The following is a 17,549-nucleotide window of genomic DNA, read 5'->3' on the forward strand; positions in this document are numbered from 1 at the left end:
GCCCGCGCGCTACTCGCCGACGGCGACGTAGCGCCAGACGCGGCCGTCGTCCTCGTCCTCTTCGGCGTGGCCGCGGTCCAGGTCGAGGGTGACGCCGGCGCCGCCCAGGACCTCCTGCAGGCGCTCGCGCAGCGGCCCGCCGAGGTAGTTGTGGTGCAGGTCCAGCTTCTTGAGGTGCGTCAGGGGCTGGCCGGAGAGCAGGGCGGCGCCGCCCTGGTCGGTGAGGACGCCCATCGACAGGTCGAAGGTCTCCAGGCGCGCGACGACGGGAGCGGACGCGACGGCGGTGGCGATCTCGTCCTGGATGTCGCTGTTGCGCAGGCCCAGGTGACGCAGGCTCGGCAGGCGGTCGCCGTCGAGGATCGGTGCCAGGTCGGTGACCGTCGCGTCCCCGCCGTACTCGCTCGTGCCGAGCCACAGGTCGAGGTGGACCAGGGCGGGCAGGTCACTGGCGGCGACGCCGCGGACCGCCTCGGCGGGCATGCCGCCGGTCTCGACGGTCAGGGAGCGCAGCTTGTGGTGCGTGACGGCGGGGAAGACCAGCCCGGAGCCGCCGCGCACGCCGAACTCCTCCAGTTCGGGGAAGCCGTCGAGGAGCGGACCGACGTCGCTCTGGGTGATCCAGGAGATCTCGCACTCCTCGGAATGCATGTCCCCGAGGAACAGGCCGCGCAGGGCGGGCAGGTGGGGACGTGCGTCGAGGAGGGCCCCGATGATCTCCTCGGGCCCGCTCTCGTAAGCCTCTTCCCAGGAGCCGACGACGATCGCCCGGACCGTCGTCGTGTCGACCGCGGCGCGGAACCGGGCGAACGCCTCGGTCCAGCTCTCCTCGCTGTCGTAGCTGTCGCTGGAGATCCGCCAGGCGACGGCGTCCGCCGCGGGCAGGGGAGTCGTGTCAGCGTCCTCCGGGCTCGGGAAATCGAAGACGGGCAGCCCGCACGATTCCGTCAGGTGTCTCGGGTGACTCATGGGGTGTCCGCCGTTCCTCGCCTGTCGCGTCCGATGTGCTGCAAGTTGTACCAAGGGGCGCTGACAGGGGCCGAGGCAGGGCCGGGAAGAAGGCCGTTGTCAGACCCGCCCCCTACCTTCGGAGGAGAACGCGGCGCACCGGGCGGCGCGGGGGGAAGGGGACACCCATGTACCGGCAGGGGGACGTGCTCATCGTGCCGCTGGACGAGTCGGCGGTGCCGCCGCACGCGGCCGACGCGGACCAGGAGCCGCGGGACGGGCGGGGCCGGATGGTCCTCGCGCTGGGCGAGGTCACCGGGCACGCCCACGCCGTGCTCGGGCCCGGGCGGCTCGTCCGCGAACCGGGGGCCTTCGGCCCGCTGCTGCTGCACCTCCCGGACGGCGGGCGGGTGGTGCACGAGGAGCACGCCGCGATCCCCTTGCCCAAGGGCTGGTACCGGGTGGTGCGGCAGCGGGAGTACATACCCGGATCCGTACGGATCGTGGCGGACTGACGGCGTGTCGGACGATGGGGGATCGGGGATCGTGTTGACGGACATCGACGTGTGGCGGACGGCCGCGGCGGCCACCGGGCCGGCCGATCGGGCAGCCGCGGAGGCCGGGGTGCGCCTCGCGTACCGGGCCGCGGGTCTGGCGGAGCCGGAGCGGATCGTCTGGGCGGGCTCGCCCCGGGAGGCGGTGCACCTGCTCGGCGGGGACGACGGGCCGTGCGGGCCGGCCGCGCGCGGGCGCGGCGTGCGGGAGGCGGTGCGCAGCGCGCCGTGGGCGGCCGAACGGGACCGGGTGCAGCGGCGGCTCGGCCCGCAGGGCTGGGGGCGGCACTGGAGCGCGACGGGCGGCCGCCTGTGGGAGAACACGGAACGCCTGGCGGAACGGATCCGCACCGGTCTCGTCGAGGAGTTGACGGCCGGGGCCGCAGCGCCCGCGGCCGAGGAGCGGTCGCTGCGGCTGCTGCTCCTGGACGCGGTGCTCGGGCAGCACGACGCGGCCTGGCTGTGCGCCTTCGACACGCGCGAGGGCACGCCCCTGCACGGACTCGGCGTCCTGGCCCGCTCGGCCGGCTGGTGGTGGCCCTACGAACGGCTGGCCGTGCTGTGCGAGCGCCCGACGGAGCTGCACCGCGACGAGGCGGGCAGGCTGGACCGCGGGGACGGGCCGGCGCTGGCGTTCCCCGACGGGTTCGCGTTGCACGCGTGGCGGGGCATGCCCGTTCCTGCCGAGTTCCTGGCGGGACTGGGCACGCTGACGCCGGAGCGGATCCGGGAGGAGGAGAACGCCGAACTGCGCCGGGTGATGCTGGAGTTTTACGGCTACGACCGCTATCTGCGGGAGTCGGGGGCCGCCCCCGTGCACCGGGACGAGACGGGCGTCCTGTGGCGCATACCCATGCCGGACGACGAGGCCGTCGTGATGGTGGAGGTCGTCAACTCGACCCCGGAGCCCGACGGCACCAGCCGCACCTACTGGCTGCGGGTCCCGCCGACGACCCGGACGGCCCGCCAGGGCGTGGCCTGGACGTTCGGCATCGGACCCGAGGCGTACGCACCGCTCCGGGAGACGTGACCGCCCCCCGACCTCCGAGGAGCAACTGACACATGCGGACACGGAAGTCCATGCCGTTCCTGCTGGGGCTCCTGCTGACGCTGAGCGGCTGCGGTCTCGTCGGAGGCGACCGGGGTCCCGAGCCGTTGACACCGATGCCGAGCGAGGTGCCGACCGGACCCGAGTACGCGTCGGTCGACGACGTGGTCGCCGCTCTGGCGAGGGGCGGATTCGACTGCAAGGTGACCCTGCGGAACGAGAACGCGTTCGGCTCGGACGCCACCTGTGAAGTGCAGCACCGCGGAACGACCGTTTCCAACTACATCCAGGTGCTGAGCACGGCCCGGTTCGGCCGGGACGAGATCGGAAACTCGATCGCGACGGGGCGTCGGGCCTACCGGCACACCTTCGTTGCCGCCGGAAACTGGTTCTTCTGGGTGCAGCCCGGGGTCTACGCCCACGACATGGCCGCGGCGCTGCCCGGTTCCGTGGTGCTGGATCCGATCGTGGAGAAGTAGCGGGCGGCAGTTGGCCCCGAACTCGAGGAACGCCAGGTCGCGGTGGGGGCTCGCCCGGGAACGCAGCAACAGGGCCGGCCCGCAGGCCCCGTAGCCACGCTCAGCGGGTGCGTCGTGAACACCGTGCGGTCGGCGGGCCGGAGGCGGTCGGGCGCCGGGCGTCGTGGGTGCGGAGCAGGGTGTCGGCGATGCCGCCGAAGGGGCGCCGCACCGGCGATCAGGCACGACGCGACGGACCGCACCCGGGCGGGGACGCCCGGGGCGACGAGTTCCTCGATGGCGAGGGGCATGGCGGCGGCGTACCAGTCGTCGCGGGGAAGCCGCCATCCCCGCCGGTGCAGGCCACGCCGTAGGCGCTGCCACCGATCGACTGGGTGCCGTGGAAGCAGGCGAGCGCCGCGCCACCACCCCGACCGGGCCGGGTCTCCTGCAGCCCCAGCACGCGGTCGACGTCGGCGACGGCCCGTTCCAGATTCGCCCTCGCCCCAGCCCTCGCCGCCCCCCGACCTGCGCGAACACCCGCCCCGCCGCCCCGCGGGTGACTGTTCCGAACGGGTGGGCCCGCAACGTCCACCGTTCTGAGCCGCTGCGGTGCGTCTACCTCACCCCGAAGAGTCATACCTTATGTCCCAATTTGAGGCGCTTTCGCCAGTGAAGCGGAACACTCTCCGCGATGCATTGCGCATGGGTTCCGGGAGTCGGGGCAGGCGGCCGGACCACGTCGGTCTGACCGACAGGGGGACTCAAAGGAACGAAAGGCAATACGTACCGTGACGGCAGCACAGCAGACCATCCACGTCGGCGGAGAGTGGCGCGCAGCCCTGTCCGGGGCCACGCGCGAGATCATCGACCCCGTCGACGCGACCCCCTTCGAGGTCGTGGCGGAGGGCGGTGTCGCGGACACCGACGACGCCGTGGCCGCGGCGCGAGCCGCGTTCGACTTCGGTGCCTGGCCGCGCACGCCCGTCGCGGAGCGGGCCGCCCTGTTGCGTCGGGTCGCCGTACTGCTGGAGCGCGACCGCGAACGGATCGGTGCCCTGGAAAGCCGGGACGCGGGCAAGACGCTGCAGGAAGGCCGCGTCGACGTCGACTGCGTCCGCGACGCCTTCCGCTACTTCGCCGACCTCGTGGAGAACGAGGACGGCGGCGGACGGGCCGTCGACGCCGGTTCGGACGAGATCCGCAGCGTCGTCGTGCACGAGCCGGTCGGCGTCTGCGCCCTGATCACGCCGTGGAACTACCCGCTGCTCCAGGCCAGCTGGAAGATCGCGCCCGCGCTCGCCGCCGGCAACACCTTCGTGATCAAGCCCAGCGAGATCACCCCGCTGACCACCGTCGTACTGGTCGAACTGCTCCTGGAGGCCGGACTTCCGCTCGGCGCGGCCAACATCGTCACCGGCCCCGGCGACACGGTCGGCGCCCGGCTCGCCGAGCACCCCCAAGTCGACCTCGTCTCGTTCACCGGCGGTCTCATCAGCGGCACCAAGGTCGCCCGGGCGGCAGCCGACAGCGTCAAGAAGGTCGCACTCGAACTGGGCGGGAAGAACCCCAACGTCGTCTTCGCCGACGCCTGTTCGACGCCCGAAGGCTTCGACACCGCCGTCGACCAGGCGCTCAACGCCGCCTTCATCCACAGCGGCCAGGTCTGCTCCGCCGGCTCCCGCCTCATCATCGAGGAGCCGCTGCGCGACCGTTTCGTCGCCGAGCTCTCCCGCCGGGCCGAACTGATCCGGCTGGGACGCGGCACCGACACGGGCGTCGAGTGCGGTCCGCTCGTCTCCGCGGCCCAGTTGGCACGGACCGAGGCGTACGTGGCCTCCGCCCTCGCCGAGGGCGCGGCCCTGCGCGCGGGCGGCGGGAGGCCGGCCGGCCCCGGCTACTTCTTCCGGCCCACGGTCCTCGACCGGTGCCACCGCGGCATGCGCGTCGTCCGCGAAGAGGTCTTCGGCCCGGTCCTCACCGTGGAGACCTTCCGTACGGAGGAAGAGGCCGTCGCCCTCGCCAACGACACCGAGTACGGCCTCGCCGGAGCGGTGTGGACCTCCGACGAACACCGGGCCCGGCGGGTCGCCGGCCTGCTGCGGCACGGCACCGTCTGGATCAACGACTTCCACCCCTACCTGCCGCAGGCGGAATGGGGCGGCTTCGGAAAGTCCGGCATCGGCCGCGAACTGGGCCCCGGCGGCTTCGCCGAATACCGCGAGGCCAAGCACATCTACCAGAACCTCGCCCCGCGCCCCGTGCGCTGGTTCGCGGGTGCGACGGCGAAGGGCTGAACATGAACGAGCACCACGTGTACGACTACGTCGTCGTCGGCGGCGGGACCGCCGGATCCGTCATTGCGTCCCGGCTGACCGAGGACCCCGACGTCAGCGTCGCCGTGATCGAGGGCGGCCCCAGCGACGTCGGCCGCGACGACGTCCTCACCCTGCGCCGCTGGATGGGCCTGCTCGGCGGTGAGCTCGACTACGACTACCCCACCACCGAGCAGCCCCGGGGCAACTCGCACATCCGCCACAGCCGTGCGCGGGTGCTGGGCGGCTGTTCCTCCCACAACACCCTCATCGCCTTCAAACCCCTTCCCTCCGACTGGGACGAGTGGGCCGACGCCGGCGCCGACGGGTGGGACGCGAAGTCCATGGACCCCTACTTCCCCCGGCTGCGCAACAACATCGTCCCCGTGGGCGAGGCCGACCGGAACGCGATCGCCCGGGACTTCGTCGACGCGGCGCAGACCGCACTCGGCGTGCCGCGGGTCGAGGGCTTCAACAAAAGCCCCTTCGACGAAGGCGTCGGCTTCTTCGACCTCGCCTACCACCCGGAGAACAACAAGCGCTCGTCCGCCTCCGTCGCCTATCTGCACCCGTTCCTGGACCGGCCGAACCTCCACATAGCCCTGGAGACCTGGGCGTTCCGGCTGGAACTGGAGGGCACCCGTGCCACCGGCGTGCACATCCGTACCAAGGAGGGCGCGGAGCACGTCGTACGCGCCCGGCGCGAGGTCCTGGTGTGCGCCGGGGCCGTGGACACGCCGCGCCTGCTGCTGCACTCCGGCATCGGGCCGCGCGCCGACCTGGAGGAGCTCGGCATCCCCGTCGTGCACGACCTGCCGGGCGTCGGGGAGAACCTGCTCGACCACCCCGAGTCGGTCATCGTGTGGGAGACCCACGGGCCGATCCCGGAGAACTCCGCGATGGACTCCGACGCCGGACTGTTCGTCCGCCGGGACCCCGAGGCCGAGGGCCCGGACCTGATGTTCCACTTCTACCAGGTCCCCTTCACCGACAATCCGGAGCGCCTCGGGTACGAACGGCCCGCGCACGGCGTGTCGATGACCCCGAACATCCCCAAGCCGCGCAGCCGCGGCCGGCTCTACCTGACGAGCGCAGACCCCCAGGTCAAGCCCGCGCTCGACTTCCGGTACTTCACCGACGAGGACGACTACGACGGCCGGACCCTCGTCGACGGGATCCGCATCGCCCGGCGGATCGCGGCGAGCGAACCGCTGGCCGGCTGGCTGAGGCGCGAGGTGTGCCCGGGCCCCGAGGTGACCTCCGACGAGGAACTCAGCGCGTACGCCCGCCAGGTCGCGCACACCGTCTACCACCCCGCCGGCACCTGCCGGATGGGGGCCGCCGATGACGAACTCGCCGTCGTCGCGCCCGACCTGAAGATCCGGGGCCTCGACGGCATCCGGATAGCCGACGCGTCCGTCTTCCCCACCATGACCGCCGTCAACCCCATGATCGGCGTGCTCATGGTCGGCGAGAAGTGCGCCGACCTGCTGGGAGGTACCACCCGATGAACACCCCGCCGCACTCCTCCGCGGAATCCGTCTTCTCCGTACGCGACCTGTGGAAGGTCTTCGGTCCGAAGGCGGACCGCGTGCCCGCCGACAAGGAGCTCGCAGCCCTCGGCGCCGCCGAGCTGCGCGAGCGCACCGGCTGCACCGCCGCCGTCCGCGACGTCTCCTTCGACGTCCGCAAGGGCGAGGTCTTCGTCGTCATGGGCCTGTCGGGCTCGGGCAAGTCCACGCTCGTACGCTGCCTCACCCGGCTCATCGAACCGACCTCGGGCACGATCTCCATCGACGGCGAGGACGTGCTGTCCATGGACACCGGCCGGCTCCGCGAGCTGCGCCGGCACCGGGCGGCCATGGTCTTCCAGCACTTCGGGCTGCTGCCGCACCGGACGGTGCTCGACAACATCGCCTACGGGCTGGAGATCCAGGGCGTGGGACGCGGCGAACGGCGCGACCGGGCGGCCGAGTTCGTCACCAAGGTCGGCCTGGACGGCCTGGAGCACCGCAGGCCGGGCCAGTTGTCCGGCGGCCAGCAGCAGCGCGTGGGCCTTGCCCGGGCACTCGCCGTGGACCCCGAGGTCCTGCTGTTCGACGAGCCGTTCAGCGCGCTCGACCCGCTCATCCGCCGGGACATGCAGGAGGAAGTCGTACGCCTGCACCGGGAGGAAGGACGCACGATGGTCTTCATCACGCACGACCTGAGCGAGGCGCTGAAGCTCGGCGACCGCATCGCGCTGATGCGCGACGGCCGGATCGTGCAGATCGGCACCCCGGAGGAGATCGTCGGTGCCCCCGCCGACGACTACGTCAGGGACTTCGTCCGGGACGTGCCGCGCGAGCAGGTGCTGACCGTTCGCTCGGCGATGCGCCCCGCACTCACCGACGAGTCCGAGGCCGGCCCGGCGCTCGCCCCGACCGCCACCGTCCACGAGGCCATCGAGGCCGTCGCCCGGACCGGCGAGAACGCGCGGGTCGTCGAGGGCGGCAGGTGCCTCGGCGTGGTCGACCGCGCGGGACTCCTCGGTGTCGTCGCCGGGATACCGGCCGGGACGGGAAAGGCGGTGGCCTGATGTACGGCCATACGACCTGGCCGCCGCCGTGCGGCACGACCGGCGCCGGCACCGGCGCCCCCACCGGCGCCGATCCCCGCACCGGCACGGTGCCGGCCCGCACCGGGCGGTGGAACCGATGACCACCACCGTCACCCCCGCCCCGCCGGGCCCCGCGACCACGACCACGACCACCACACCCCCCACCGACGACGGACCCGGAGTGCTGCGCACGCTCGCGCACCACCGCGGTCGGCTCATCGGCATCTGCGCGGCGCTCGCGTTCGTCCTCGGCTGCGTACTCCTGGGCGCCGAAAACTGGCCCGCGGCGCTCTCCGTCGACCTGTCAGGACCGCTCGAGCGCACCAGCGACTGGATCATCGACAACCGCGACGGCCACCCGCTCTTCCTCTACTTCTTCGGGCACGTCAGCAACGTCGTGGTCCTGTCCGTCCGCGCCGTGTACCTGGTGCTGCTCGCCCTCGGCTGGGCCGGCGTCACCGCCGCCGCCGCTCTGCTCGCCTGGCGGGCGGCGGGAGTGCGACTCGCGCTGACCGCCCTCGCCGCCTTCTCCGCGTGCGGACTGCTCGGCATGTGGGTGCCCACCATGCAGACGCTCGCCCTGATGGTGGTCGCCGTCACCGCGTCCGTGCTGCTCGGAGGGGTCCTCGGGCTGGCCGCCGGCCTGTCGGACCGGATGCACCGGATCCTGCGGCCCGTGCTCGACACCATGCAGGTGCTGCCGGCCTTCGCGTACCTCCTGCCCGTCGTCCTCGTCTTCGGCATCGGCGTGCCCGCGGCCGTCCTCGCGACCGTCGTCTACGCGGCCCCGCCCATGGCCCGCCTCACCGCGCTCGGCCTGCGCGACGCGGACGCCGGGGTCGTGGAGGCCGCCACATCCCTCGGCGCCACCGGCAGGCAGCGGCTGTTGACGGCCCGGCTGCCGTTGGCCCGCAGGGAACTGCTGCTCGGCGTCAACCAGTCGATCATGATGGCGCTCGGGATGGCCGTGATCGCGTCCGTCATCGGCGCGGGCGGTCTCGGCGACCGCGTCTACCAGGCGCTGGCCTCCGTCGACGTCGGCGCCGCCCTCGCCGCAGGTGTGCCGATCGTGCTGCTCGCCATCGCCCTGGACCGGGTCACCGCCGCCGCGGGGGAGCGGATCGGCCAGGCCCCGGCCGACCGGTCCGGGCTCCGCTGGGCCGTTGCCGCGGCGGCGACCGTCGCCGTCGCCGTCGGAGCCCGCCTGCTCGACCGGCTCTCCTGGCCCGACGCATGGACGGTGGACATCGCCGGGCCCGTCAACGAAGCGGTCGACTGGATGACCGCCCACCTCTACTCCGGCGTGCCCCTCGTCGGCGGCACCGCGGACTGGGCAGGGCACTTCACCACATGGGTCCTGAACCCCCTGCGCGACGGACTGCAGTGGCTGCCCTGGTGGACGGTGCTGCTGACCGTCGGCGTACTCGCCCTGCTCATCGGCACCTGGCGCACCGCTGCGACCGCCGTCCTGGCGATGGCCGCGATCGGTGTCCTCGGCGTCTGGGACCCGGCGCTCGACACCCTGTCCCAGGTCCTGGCCGCCGTCGCCGTGACCCTGCTGATCGGCTTCGCCCTCGGCGTCGCCGCGGCCCGCAGCAGCCGCCTGGGGCGCGCACTGCGTCCGGTGCTCGACGTCTTCCAGACGATGCCGCAGTTCGTCTACCTGATCCCCGTCGTCGCCCTCTTCGGCGTGGGCCGCGCCCCGGCCGCCGCGGCCGCCGTGGTCTACGCGCTGCCCGCGGTGGTGCGCATCACGGCCCAGGGCGTGCGCGCGGTGGACCCGGCCGCGCTGGAGTCCGCGCGCTCGATGGGCGCGACCGGGCGGCAGCAACTGCTCCAGGTCCAGCTGCCGCTGGCCCGGCCCGCGCTGCTGCTCGCCGTCAACCAGGGCGTGGTGCTCGTCCTCGCCGTCGTCGTCATCGGCGGTCTCGTAGGCGGCGGTGCGCTCGGCTACGACGCGGTCTTCGGCCTCGCCCAGGGCGACTTGGCGACCGGCCTGGTCGCCGGCGCGGCGATCGTCTGCCTCGGCCTGATGCTCGACCGCGTCACCCAGCCGACCGGTCGCCGCGACCCCGCCGGAAAGGGGGCCTGACATGGCTCGCACCACACGCTCCACACGCACCGCCGCACTCGCAGCGGCCGCCGCCCTCGCCCTGACGGCCCTCACGGGCTGCGGCGCCGCCGACATGACCCGCCAGGCCTCCCCGTACGCCGACGCGAAGGGCTCCCGCACGGTGACGCTGTCCGTGCAGTCGTGGGTGGGCGCGCAGGCCAACGTCGCCGTCGCCCAGTACCTGCTGGAGCACGAGCTCGGCTACCGGGTGGACACCGTCCAGATCGACGAGGTACCCGCCTGGGACGCGCTCAGCCAGGGCCGGGTGGACGCCATCCTGGAGGACTGGGGCCACCCCGAGCAGGAGAAGCGGTACATCGACGACAAGGGGACCATCGAGCGGGGCGGCGACCTCGGAGTGACCGGCCACATCGGCTGGTTCGTGCCGACGTACTTCGCCGAGGAACACCCGGACGTCACCGACTGGAAGAACCTCGACAAGTACGCCGACCAGTTCCGCACCGCGGAAAGCGGCGGCAAGGGCCAGTTGCTGGACGGCTCCCCGTCCTACGTGACGAACGACAAGGCCCTCGTGAAGAACCTGGACCTCGACTACCAGGTCGTGTTCGCGGGCTCCGAGGCGGCGCAGATCACCCAGATCAGGCAGTTCGCCAAGGAGAAGAAGCCCTTCCTCAGCTACTGGTACAAGCCCCAGTGGCTGTTCGAGAAGGTCCCGATGACCGAGGTGGAACTGCCCGAATACAAGGAGGGCTGCGACGCCGACCCGCAGAAGGTGGCCTGCGCCTACCCGCACACGCCGCTGCAGAAGTTCCTCAACGCCCGCTTCGCGGCCGACGGAGGCGACGCCGCGGCCTTCCTGAAGAAGTTCCGGTGGACGACCGAGATGCAGAACGACGTCGCCCTGATGATCGCCGAGGAGAAGCTGTCGCCGCAGGAAGCGGCGGCCCGCTGGGCGGAACAGAACGAGCCCACCTGGCGGTCCTGGCTCCCGTCCTGACACGGCGGCCCGGAAGGGAGCCCTGTCCCTTCCGGCCGCAGGTGCCGGGAACCGGTGGCGCTGCGGGTCGCCGGGTCCCCGCGCGGGGACGATACTGAAGGTCACGGTGCGTGGAGGCGACATGCGTGAACCGGAGCATCGCGGCCCGGGGCCGGCCTCGGGCTCCGTCAGCGGCACGGCAGCGGTCGTCCTGGATGACGCAGGCGTGGTCATCGCCCGTTCGGAGGGGGCCGCGACGCTGCTGGAATGCCCGCCGGGCCAGATCTGCGCGCCCTTGCTGGGGATGGTGCCGCCCGCCGGTACGGGTACGGGCACGGGACCGGTCGGGCACCTGACGACCGTTCCGGGTGGCGATCACACGGGTCAAAAGGTCCCGCTGGTCTGCACGGTCGTCCGGCTCGCGGCCCACGCTCCGGGCGGTGCGGGCGCCGCCACGCAGTGGCTCGTCCTGGTCACCCCGGCGGAAACGGCGCAGGAGGCGGCCGAGCGCGATGCGCGAAGACGCCGGACGGGGCTCGCCCAAGCCGCCGCCGCGGGCATCGGCACCTCACTGGACGTGACCGAGCTGGCCGAGACCCTGGTGAACCTGCTCGTCCCGGACTTCGCCGACCTGGCGACCGTGGACATCGCCGAGAACGTGCTGGTGGGCGACGAGCCCCCGCACTTCCACACCACCGGCGACGTCCGCCTGCGCCGGACCTCTGCCGCGCAGAGCCCGGAGATATCCGCCGAGGACCTGCTGGCGGTGGGAGAGGCCCTTCCTCCGGTGACGGACAGCACCTTGATGCGCCCCCTCATGGAGGGGCTGCCCGTGCTGGTGCCGGACGTCGCCGTCCTACAGGCCGAACTCGGCGTGGATCCGGAGGCCCTGCCGTTGTTCGTCCCCAGCGGAGCCCACTCCTCCGTAGCCATGCCGCTCTACGCACGCGGCCTGATCCTCGGCTGCGTCACGGTCTGGCGCAGCCAGTTGCCCTCCGCGTTCGGCGAGGAGGACGCCGCACTGCTGAAGGACGTCGTGTCCAGGGCCGCACTCGGCGTGGACAACGCGCGCCGCTACACCAAGGAACACCGGTCCGTGGTGACCCTGCAGCGGAGCCTGCTGCCGCGCTCGGCCCTGGACTCCGCCGCCGCCGAAACGGTGGGCGTCTACCAACCGGCGGGCGGCGGCTCGAGAGTCGGCGGAGACTGGTTCGACGTGATCCCCCTGCCGTCGTTGCGCGTCGCGTTCGTCGTCGGAGACGTCGTCGGCCACGGCCTCGACGCCACCGCGGCCATGGCGCGCCTGCGGACCGCGGTGCAGACCCTCGCCGACCTCGATCTGGATCCGGGCGAGCTGCTCACGCACCTCGACGACCTGGTGCTCGGCTTCTCCGAGGAGCAGATGACCAGCGAATCCCACGCGGAGCATGCGGGGCGCTCGGAGCGCTCGGAGCCGGCGGTGCTGGGAGCGACGTGCCTGTACGCCGTCTACGACCCGGTGACGGGGCGGTGCGCCACCGCCGCCGCCGGACATCCGCCGCCGGTCCTGCTGCCGCCGGACGGGGAACCGGTCTTCCTCGGCGTGACGCCGGGGCCGCCGCTGGGGGTGGGCGGAGTGCCGTTCGAGGTGACGGAGTTCGGCGTGCGGCCCGGCAGCATGCTCGCGTTCTTCACGGACGGACTCGTGGCGAGCCGGGGCGGCGACATCGAGGAGGGGATGGAGAGACTGCGGGGCTCGTTCGCCGGAGCCGACCCGAGGCTGCCGCTCGACGAGCTCAGCCGGGCCGTTTTCGACGGGGTGCGGCCTCAAGAGTCCGTCGACGACGCCGCCTTGCTGCTCGCCCGCATCCACGCGCTCCCGCCCGACCAGCTCGCCGAGTGGGAACTCGAAGCCGACCTCTCCCTCGTCGCGCACGCCCGTGAGCTGGTGGTGGGCCAGCTGTCCGAGTGGCAGCTGGACGAACTGGGCTTCGTGACCGAACTCGTCGCCAGCGAGCTCGTCACGAACGCCATCCGCTACGCGGGGGGACCGGTCGGGCTCCGGCTGATCCGCGACCGGGTGCTCGTCTGCGAGGTGTCCGACCCCAGCAGCACCCAGCCGCGCCTGCGTCGTGCCCGGGAAACGGACGAGGGCGGCCGGGGCCTGTTCCTCGTGGCCCAGCTCGCCGACCGCTGGGGCTGCCGGTTCACCGGCACCGGCAAGACCATCTGGACGGAGCAGCCCATCGGCGGGTCCCTCGGCTAGGCGGTCAGCGCCCGCCGCCGCCCGCCGCCGCCCGCCGCTGCGCGGGCCGCCGATCGCTCCGCGTGCGCGCGTACGGTCCACCCGGTAGCGTCGAGAGCGAGCGTTCCGTCCACACCGCTGCCGCACCTGAGGGCCTGCGGGGCCGCCGTCGATATCGGCAGAGGAACGAGAACCCATGCCACAGCACGCCATCCGCGCGGTGACCGCCGCGGCCGCTCTGGTCTCCCTGGCAGCGTTCGGCCCCGCACCGGGCAGCACGCCGTCACCACCCGCCCAGTCCGCCGACCGGACCGGTTCGCAGGCCCCGTCCCGGTTCGTGCCCGGTCCTTGTCCCGAGCCGCCCGAGCCGATCGCAGCGCTCGGCAACGCACGGTGCGGCTACCTCGAAGTCCCCGAGAACCGTTCCCGCCCCGGCGGGAGGACCATCAAGCTCGCCGCGGCGGTCATTCCGGCTGCCGAACCGGCGACACCGGCCCAGGACCCCGTGGTGTTCATGGCGGGCGGCCCCGGCGGCGACACGTTCGACGACATTCCGTTCCTCGTCGAGTCCGGCCTGAACAAGGACCGCGAACTGATCGTCATGGCCCAGCGCGGCAACCTCTACGACCGGCCGAACCTCGCCTGCCCGGAGATCGACCGCTTCAACGCCCGGGCCGTGGGCCTGGGCTACGACGCGAAGCAGGCGGAACAGCTCATGCTGAAGGCGGCGAAGGAGTGCCGCGACCGCCTGACGGCCGACGGCGTCGACCTGAGCGCCTACAACACCACCGAGAACGCCGCCGACTTCGCCGACCTGCGCAAGGCGCTGCACATCCCCCGGTGGAACGTCTACGGGTACTCCTACGGCAGCGACCTGGCCCTCACCTACCTGCGCCTGCACCCCGAGGGAATCCGCGCCGTGGCGATCGACTCGGTCACACCTCCCCAGAGCGCGACCTTGCCGTGGGGCTGGAGCAGCGCCGCCGAGGGGATCGACCACATCTTCGCGGCGTGCGCGGCGCAGCCCGCCTGCAAGAGCCGGTACCCGGACCTCCCCCGCATGCTGACGGAGCAGGTGCGCAAGTTGGAGGCGCACCCCCTGACGCTGAACGTCCCGCCGCCGGGCGGAGGAAAGCCCGTCAAGGTCGTCCTCGACGGGGGCGCGCTGCTGAACCAGATCGTCGCCTTCGCTCCCCGGCCCAAAGACCTCCCGGCGGCGCTCGACGAGCTCAGCCGCGGAAACCCCGAGCGTTTCGCACGGGCCCGGGCGGCCGGATCGGTCCAGAACGTCGGCGCGTTCGCACACGGCCTGACGGAATCGGTGGCGTGCAGCGAGTGGGCGCCGGGGTACTCGGAACCCGACGTGCTGGAGGCGGGGCGCAAGGCCTTCCCCGGGTGGCCGGACACGGTCTTGGCCCAGGTGCCGCAACTTCCCTTCCAGTACCCGGTGTGTCGGGTCTGGAACGTTCCGGACCGCGCGGCCGTCCAGCGGGTGGCCACGGTCAGCCAGGTGCCCGCGCTCCTCGTCTCCGGCACGTTCGACGCCAAGACCGGGGCGAGTTGGGCGAAGGGCGTGGCCCGCGACCTGTCCCGCTCGACCGCCGTGCAGATCCCCGGGATCGGCCACTGGGTGGTCCCGCAGTCACCCTGCGCGCAACGCGTCCTGGCCTCGTTCCTCGCCCGCCCGACCGCCCCCGACACCAGCTGCGTGGACGGCCTGGAGCCCGAACCGTTCACGATCATCCCGAAATGACCGGGAGGGCAGATGGCATTCCACCCAGCGCCCCGTCGGCGCCGCACCGCACGACGGCTCCTGACGACGTCGGTCGGCATGGTGACCGGTCTCCTCGTCACCGGCCTGCTCGCAGCGCCCGCTCCGGCGCAGTCCCGTACCGATGCCAGCGCCAGCCCCGACGCGCCGATCGGCACGGTCGCCCGCACGGTGGGCGACGCCCGCTTCGAACCGGGCCCCTGCCCCAAGACACCGGAACCGATCGAAGCGCTGGACGACGCCCGCTGCGGAACGCTCACCGTGCCCGAGAACCGCGCCGAACCGAGCGGCCGGACGATCGAGCTCGGCGTCGCGATCGTCCCCGCCGCCACCGACAAGCCGAAACCCGACCCCATCGTGTGGCTCGCGGGCGGACCCGGTGACGACGCCGTGGGGGAGGCGAAGCTGGCGATCGACGGCGGCCTGAACCGCGACCGCGACGTGATCTTCATGTCCCAGCGCGGTACGTACTCGGCCGAGCCGAACCTCCTGTGCCCCAACATCGACGAGTTCAACGCACGCTCCGTCGGCCTCGTCTACGACGCCCCGTCCACCGAACGCCTGCACGTCGAGGCCACGAAGGCCTGCCGCGACCGACTGGCGGGCCGCGGGATCGACCTCAGCGCCTACAACGACACAGAGAGCGCCGCCGACTACGAGGACCTGCGCAAGGCGCTGGGCATCGAGCAGTGGAACCTGTTCGGGATCTCCTACGGAACCCACCTGGCACTGGCCTACATGAGGCTGCATCCCGAGGGGCTCCGCTCGGTGGGCATCGACGGCATACTGCCGCCGTCCAAGTCCGGGTCGGCAGCGACCTGGAGCAGCGCCCGACAGGGCTTCGACGGCCTGTTCAAGGCCTGCGCGGACCAGCCGGCGTGCAACAAGCGCTATCCGAACCTGTCGGCCACCTTCGACCGGCTCGTGCGCGAACTCGAAGCCAAGCCGGTCACCACCACCGTCACCCTCCCCGGCAGCGACAAGCCGGTGAAGGTCGTCCTCGACGGCGGAGCCCTGGTCAACTGGATGACCTCCGCCACCCACGTGGCGCCCCAGGTGCCCGCCGCCCTCGACGAGCTGGCGCACGGCAAGCCGCAGCGGATCGCCCAGCAGTGGGCCGGCGGCAAGCTCAGCCCCCAGGCCATCGGCAGGGTCGCGCACGGCCTCGCCTACGGCGTCTTCTGCAGCGAGTGGACACCGTACGAGAGCGCGGATGCGGCGCTGCGGGGCGGCCGGGCGACGTTCCCGTCCTTCCCGCGCTCGGTACAGGCCCAGGCCCCGCAGCTCACCTTCCTCCACCCGGACTGCGACGCCTGGAACGTCCCTGCGGCGTCGCCCTCGATCCGGGAGGCCACGCGCGGTGACATCCCGACCCTCGCCCTGTCGGGCGGGTTCGACTCCCAGACCGGGGCGGACAACGGGCCGTACGTCGCCAGCACGCTGGGAAAGGCCAAGGTCGTCACGGTCCCGTACGAGCCGCACGTCGTGTTCGCCACCTCGAAGTGCGCCCAGGAGATCACCGTCTCGTTCTTCGACGACCCGGCGGCGCCGAACACCGCATGCCTGAAGGACCTCAAGGCGCCCGAGTTCGAGATCGGGCCCTGAGCCCGCCGTGAGATCACCTTGCGCCCCCGGGTCCCCGTACTCGCCTCCGGCCTGCTGTTTCACCGCTGTGGAGGCATGCCGGGGCAGAGGCTAGGGTGAGGTGAGGAGGCCGGGGGAGAGCCAGGAGCCCGTGATGCGCGGACACCGTCCCGAGCCGCCCGACGACGTGCAAGAACTCCTGGTCGCTCTCGGGCAGCTCGTCGATCAGGCCCTGGACCGGATCGAGTACCAGCGGGCCAGGGTCGAACTGGCCGTGGCCCTGCAGCGCCACATGCTCCCGCCCGGGCTGCCGCAGCTGCCCGGGCTGCGTCTGGCCGCCAGGTACGCGCCCTCACGGGGCGGCCTGGAGGTGGGCGGGGACTGGTACGACGCCTTCGTCATGCACGACGGGTCACTGGGGCTCACCGTCGGCGACGTACAAGGTCATGACGTGGAGGCCATCGCCTTCATGGGACAGGTGCGCACCAGCCTGCGCGCCCTCGCGCAGACGACGAGCGACACCCGAGAGGTACTGGGCCGCGCCAACGATCTGCTGATCGCCATGGGGTGCGGACTCTTCGCGACGTGCTGTTTCCTCCGCTTCGACCCGGTCAGCCGCGACCTGACGGTCTCCAGGGCCGGCCACGTCCCGATGGTCTGGGCCACGGCCGGAGGCGGTCACGGCATCGCGCTCGACCGCGGTGGGCCGCCGCTCGGCATCGTGTCGGGCGAGCGGTACCCGGTGACGCACCGGCGTCTGACGGAGGCCGGGGTGCTCGTCCTGCTCACCGACGGAGTGGTGGAGGGCCCGCACTACCCGATGGAGTCCGGTTTGGCCGAGGTGGTGAAACTGGTGCGGGCGGGGTTCGACGCCGATCCCGACGTGCTGGCCTCCGCCGTCGTCAAAGTGGCCGACCTGACGGGACACCGCGACGACGCCGCGGTCCTCGTCGTCCGTTACGACGGCCCCCGGGAGCCGGGCTGACCGGCGGGGCCAC

At 72.5% G+C, this 17,549-nt stretch carries 13 protein-coding genes; 12 read left to right on the plus strand and 1 reads right to left on the minus strand.

Translation table 11 applies throughout. From position 1 onward, the window contains the following. Positions 1-9: 9 nt before the first annotated feature. The gene (locus tag OG386_RS36600) at positions 10-969 is read right to left on the minus strand and encodes an STM4015 family protein (RefSeq protein WP_328791662.1); all 960 of its coding nucleotides are present in this window, start codon (positions 967-969) and stop codon (positions 10-12) included. A 167-nt stretch (positions 970-1,136) separates the two neighbouring features. On the opposite strand from OG386_RS36600, the gene OG386_RS36605 reads away from it, so the two are divergent. The 12 genes from OG386_RS36605 to OG386_RS36660 all read left to right on the plus strand — a co-directional run bounded on the left by OG386_RS36605 (position 1,137) and on the right by OG386_RS36660 (position 17,536). Further along, positions 1,137-1,463, plus strand: a complete 327-nt coding sequence (locus tag OG386_RS36605) for a hypothetical protein (protein WP_189734523.1) — start codon at positions 1,137-1,139, stop codon at positions 1,461-1,463. Positions 1,464-1,497: 34 nt separating this feature from the next. Next, on the plus strand, positions 1,498-2,532 hold the full coding sequence (locus OG386_RS36610) for a DUF6745 domain-containing protein (protein WP_328793486.1): 1,035 nt from the start codon (positions 1,498-1,500) through the stop codon (positions 2,530-2,532). A 32-nt stretch (positions 2,533-2,564) separates the two neighbouring features. Beyond that, positions 2,565-3,029 carry a hypothetical protein gene (locus OG386_RS36615; RefSeq protein ID WP_327386732.1) on the plus strand — a complete coding sequence of 155 codons (465 nt, stop codon included), beginning with the start codon at positions 2,565-2,567 and terminating at the stop codon, positions 3,027-3,029. 770 nt (positions 3,030-3,799) lie between these two features. Continuing rightward, positions 3,800-5,305 (plus strand): aldehyde dehydrogenase family protein, encoded by a 1,506-nt coding sequence (locus OG386_RS36620; protein WP_328791663.1) that lies wholly within the window; start codon positions 3,800-3,802, stop codon positions 5,303-5,305. A 2-nt stretch (positions 5,306-5,307) separates the two neighbouring features. Further along, positions 5,308-6,834, plus strand: coding sequence for a GMC family oxidoreductase (locus tag OG386_RS36625; RefSeq protein ID WP_328791664.1), 1,527 nt, complete (start codon positions 5,308-5,310; stop codon positions 6,832-6,834). Continuing rightward, the gene (locus tag OG386_RS36630) at positions 6,831-7,901 is read left to right on the plus strand and encodes a quaternary amine ABC transporter ATP-binding protein (RefSeq protein ID WP_328791665.1); all 1,071 of its coding nucleotides are present in this window, start codon (positions 6,831-6,833) and stop codon (positions 7,899-7,901) included. Before OG386_RS36625 ends, OG386_RS36630 begins: the two co-directional genes overlap by 4 nt. Positions 7,902-8,019: 118 nt before the next feature. Continuing rightward, entirely contained in the window at positions 8,020-10,014 is a 1,995-nt protein-coding gene (locus tag OG386_RS36635; RefSeq protein WP_328791666.1) for an ABC transporter permease subunit, read from the plus strand. Position 10,015: 1 nt separating this feature from the next. Further along, entirely contained in the window at positions 10,016-10,993 is a 978-nt protein-coding gene (locus OG386_RS36640) for an ABC transporter substrate-binding protein (protein WP_328791667.1), read from the plus strand. A gap of 121 nt (positions 10,994-11,114) precedes the next feature. Then, complete coding sequence (locus tag OG386_RS36645; RefSeq protein WP_328791668.1) at positions 11,115-13,217, plus strand: ATP-binding SpoIIE family protein phosphatase; 2,103 nt, start codon at positions 11,115-11,117, stop codon at positions 13,215-13,217. A 175-nt stretch (positions 13,218-13,392) separates the two neighbouring features. Beyond that, positions 13,393-14,949: an alpha/beta hydrolase gene (locus OG386_RS36650; protein ID WP_328791669.1), complete on the plus strand. Its 1,557-nt coding sequence runs from the start codon at positions 13,393-13,395 to the stop codon at positions 14,947-14,949. Between the two features lie 78 nt (positions 14,950-15,027). After that, positions 15,028-16,572: an alpha/beta hydrolase gene (locus OG386_RS36655; RefSeq protein ID WP_328793488.1), complete on the plus strand. Its 1,545-nt coding sequence runs from the start codon at positions 15,028-15,030 to the stop codon at positions 16,570-16,572. 133 nt (positions 16,573-16,705) lie between these two features. Then, positions 16,706-17,536, plus strand: a complete 831-nt coding sequence (locus OG386_RS36660; protein ID WP_328791670.1) for a PP2C family protein-serine/threonine phosphatase — start codon at positions 16,706-16,708, stop codon at positions 17,534-17,536. Positions 17,537-17,549 lie beyond the last annotated feature (13 nt).

Origin of the sequence: Streptomyces sp. NBC_00273 (genome assembly GCF_036178145.1) — a bacterium.
Classification (GTDB): Bacteria; Actinomycetota; Actinomycetes; order Streptomycetales; family Streptomycetaceae; genus Streptomyces.

Coding starts and splice junctions, on each gene's coding strand:
- OG386_RS36660 (WP_328791670.1), top strand. CDS start 16,706: ATGCGCGGACACCGTCCCGAGCCGCCCGACGACGTGCAAGAACTCCTG.
- OG386_RS36635 (WP_328791666.1), top strand. CDS start 8,020: ATGACCACCACCGTCACCCCCGCCCCGCCGGGCCCCGCGACCACGACC.
- OG386_RS36615 (WP_327386732.1), top strand. CDS start 2,565: ATGCGGACACGGAAGTCCATGCCGTTCCTGCTGGGGCTCCTGCTGACG.
- OG386_RS36625 (WP_328791664.1), top strand. CDS start 5,308: ATGAACGAGCACCACGTGTACGACTACGTCGTCGTCGGCGGCGGGACC.
- OG386_RS36630 (WP_328791665.1), top strand. CDS start 6,831: ATGAACACCCCGCCGCACTCCTCCGCGGAATCCGTCTTCTCCGTACGC.
- OG386_RS36640 (WP_328791667.1), top strand. CDS start 10,016: ATGGCTCGCACCACACGCTCCACACGCACCGCCGCACTCGCAGCGGCC.
- OG386_RS36605 (WP_189734523.1), top strand. CDS start 1,137: ATGTACCGGCAGGGGGACGTGCTCATCGTGCCGCTGGACGAGTCGGCG.
- OG386_RS36655 (WP_328793488.1), top strand. CDS start 15,028: ATGGTGACCGGTCTCCTCGTCACCGGCCTGCTCGCAGCGCCCGCTCCG.
- OG386_RS36645 (WP_328791668.1), top strand. CDS start 11,115: ATGCGTGAACCGGAGCATCGCGGCCCGGGGCCGGCCTCGGGCTCCGTC.
- OG386_RS36600 (WP_328791662.1), bottom strand. CDS start 969: ATGAGTCACCCGAGACACCTGACGGAATCGTGCGGGCTGCCCGTCTTC.
- OG386_RS36650 (WP_328791669.1), top strand. CDS start 13,393: ATGCCACAGCACGCCATCCGCGCGGTGACCGCCGCGGCCGCTCTGGTC.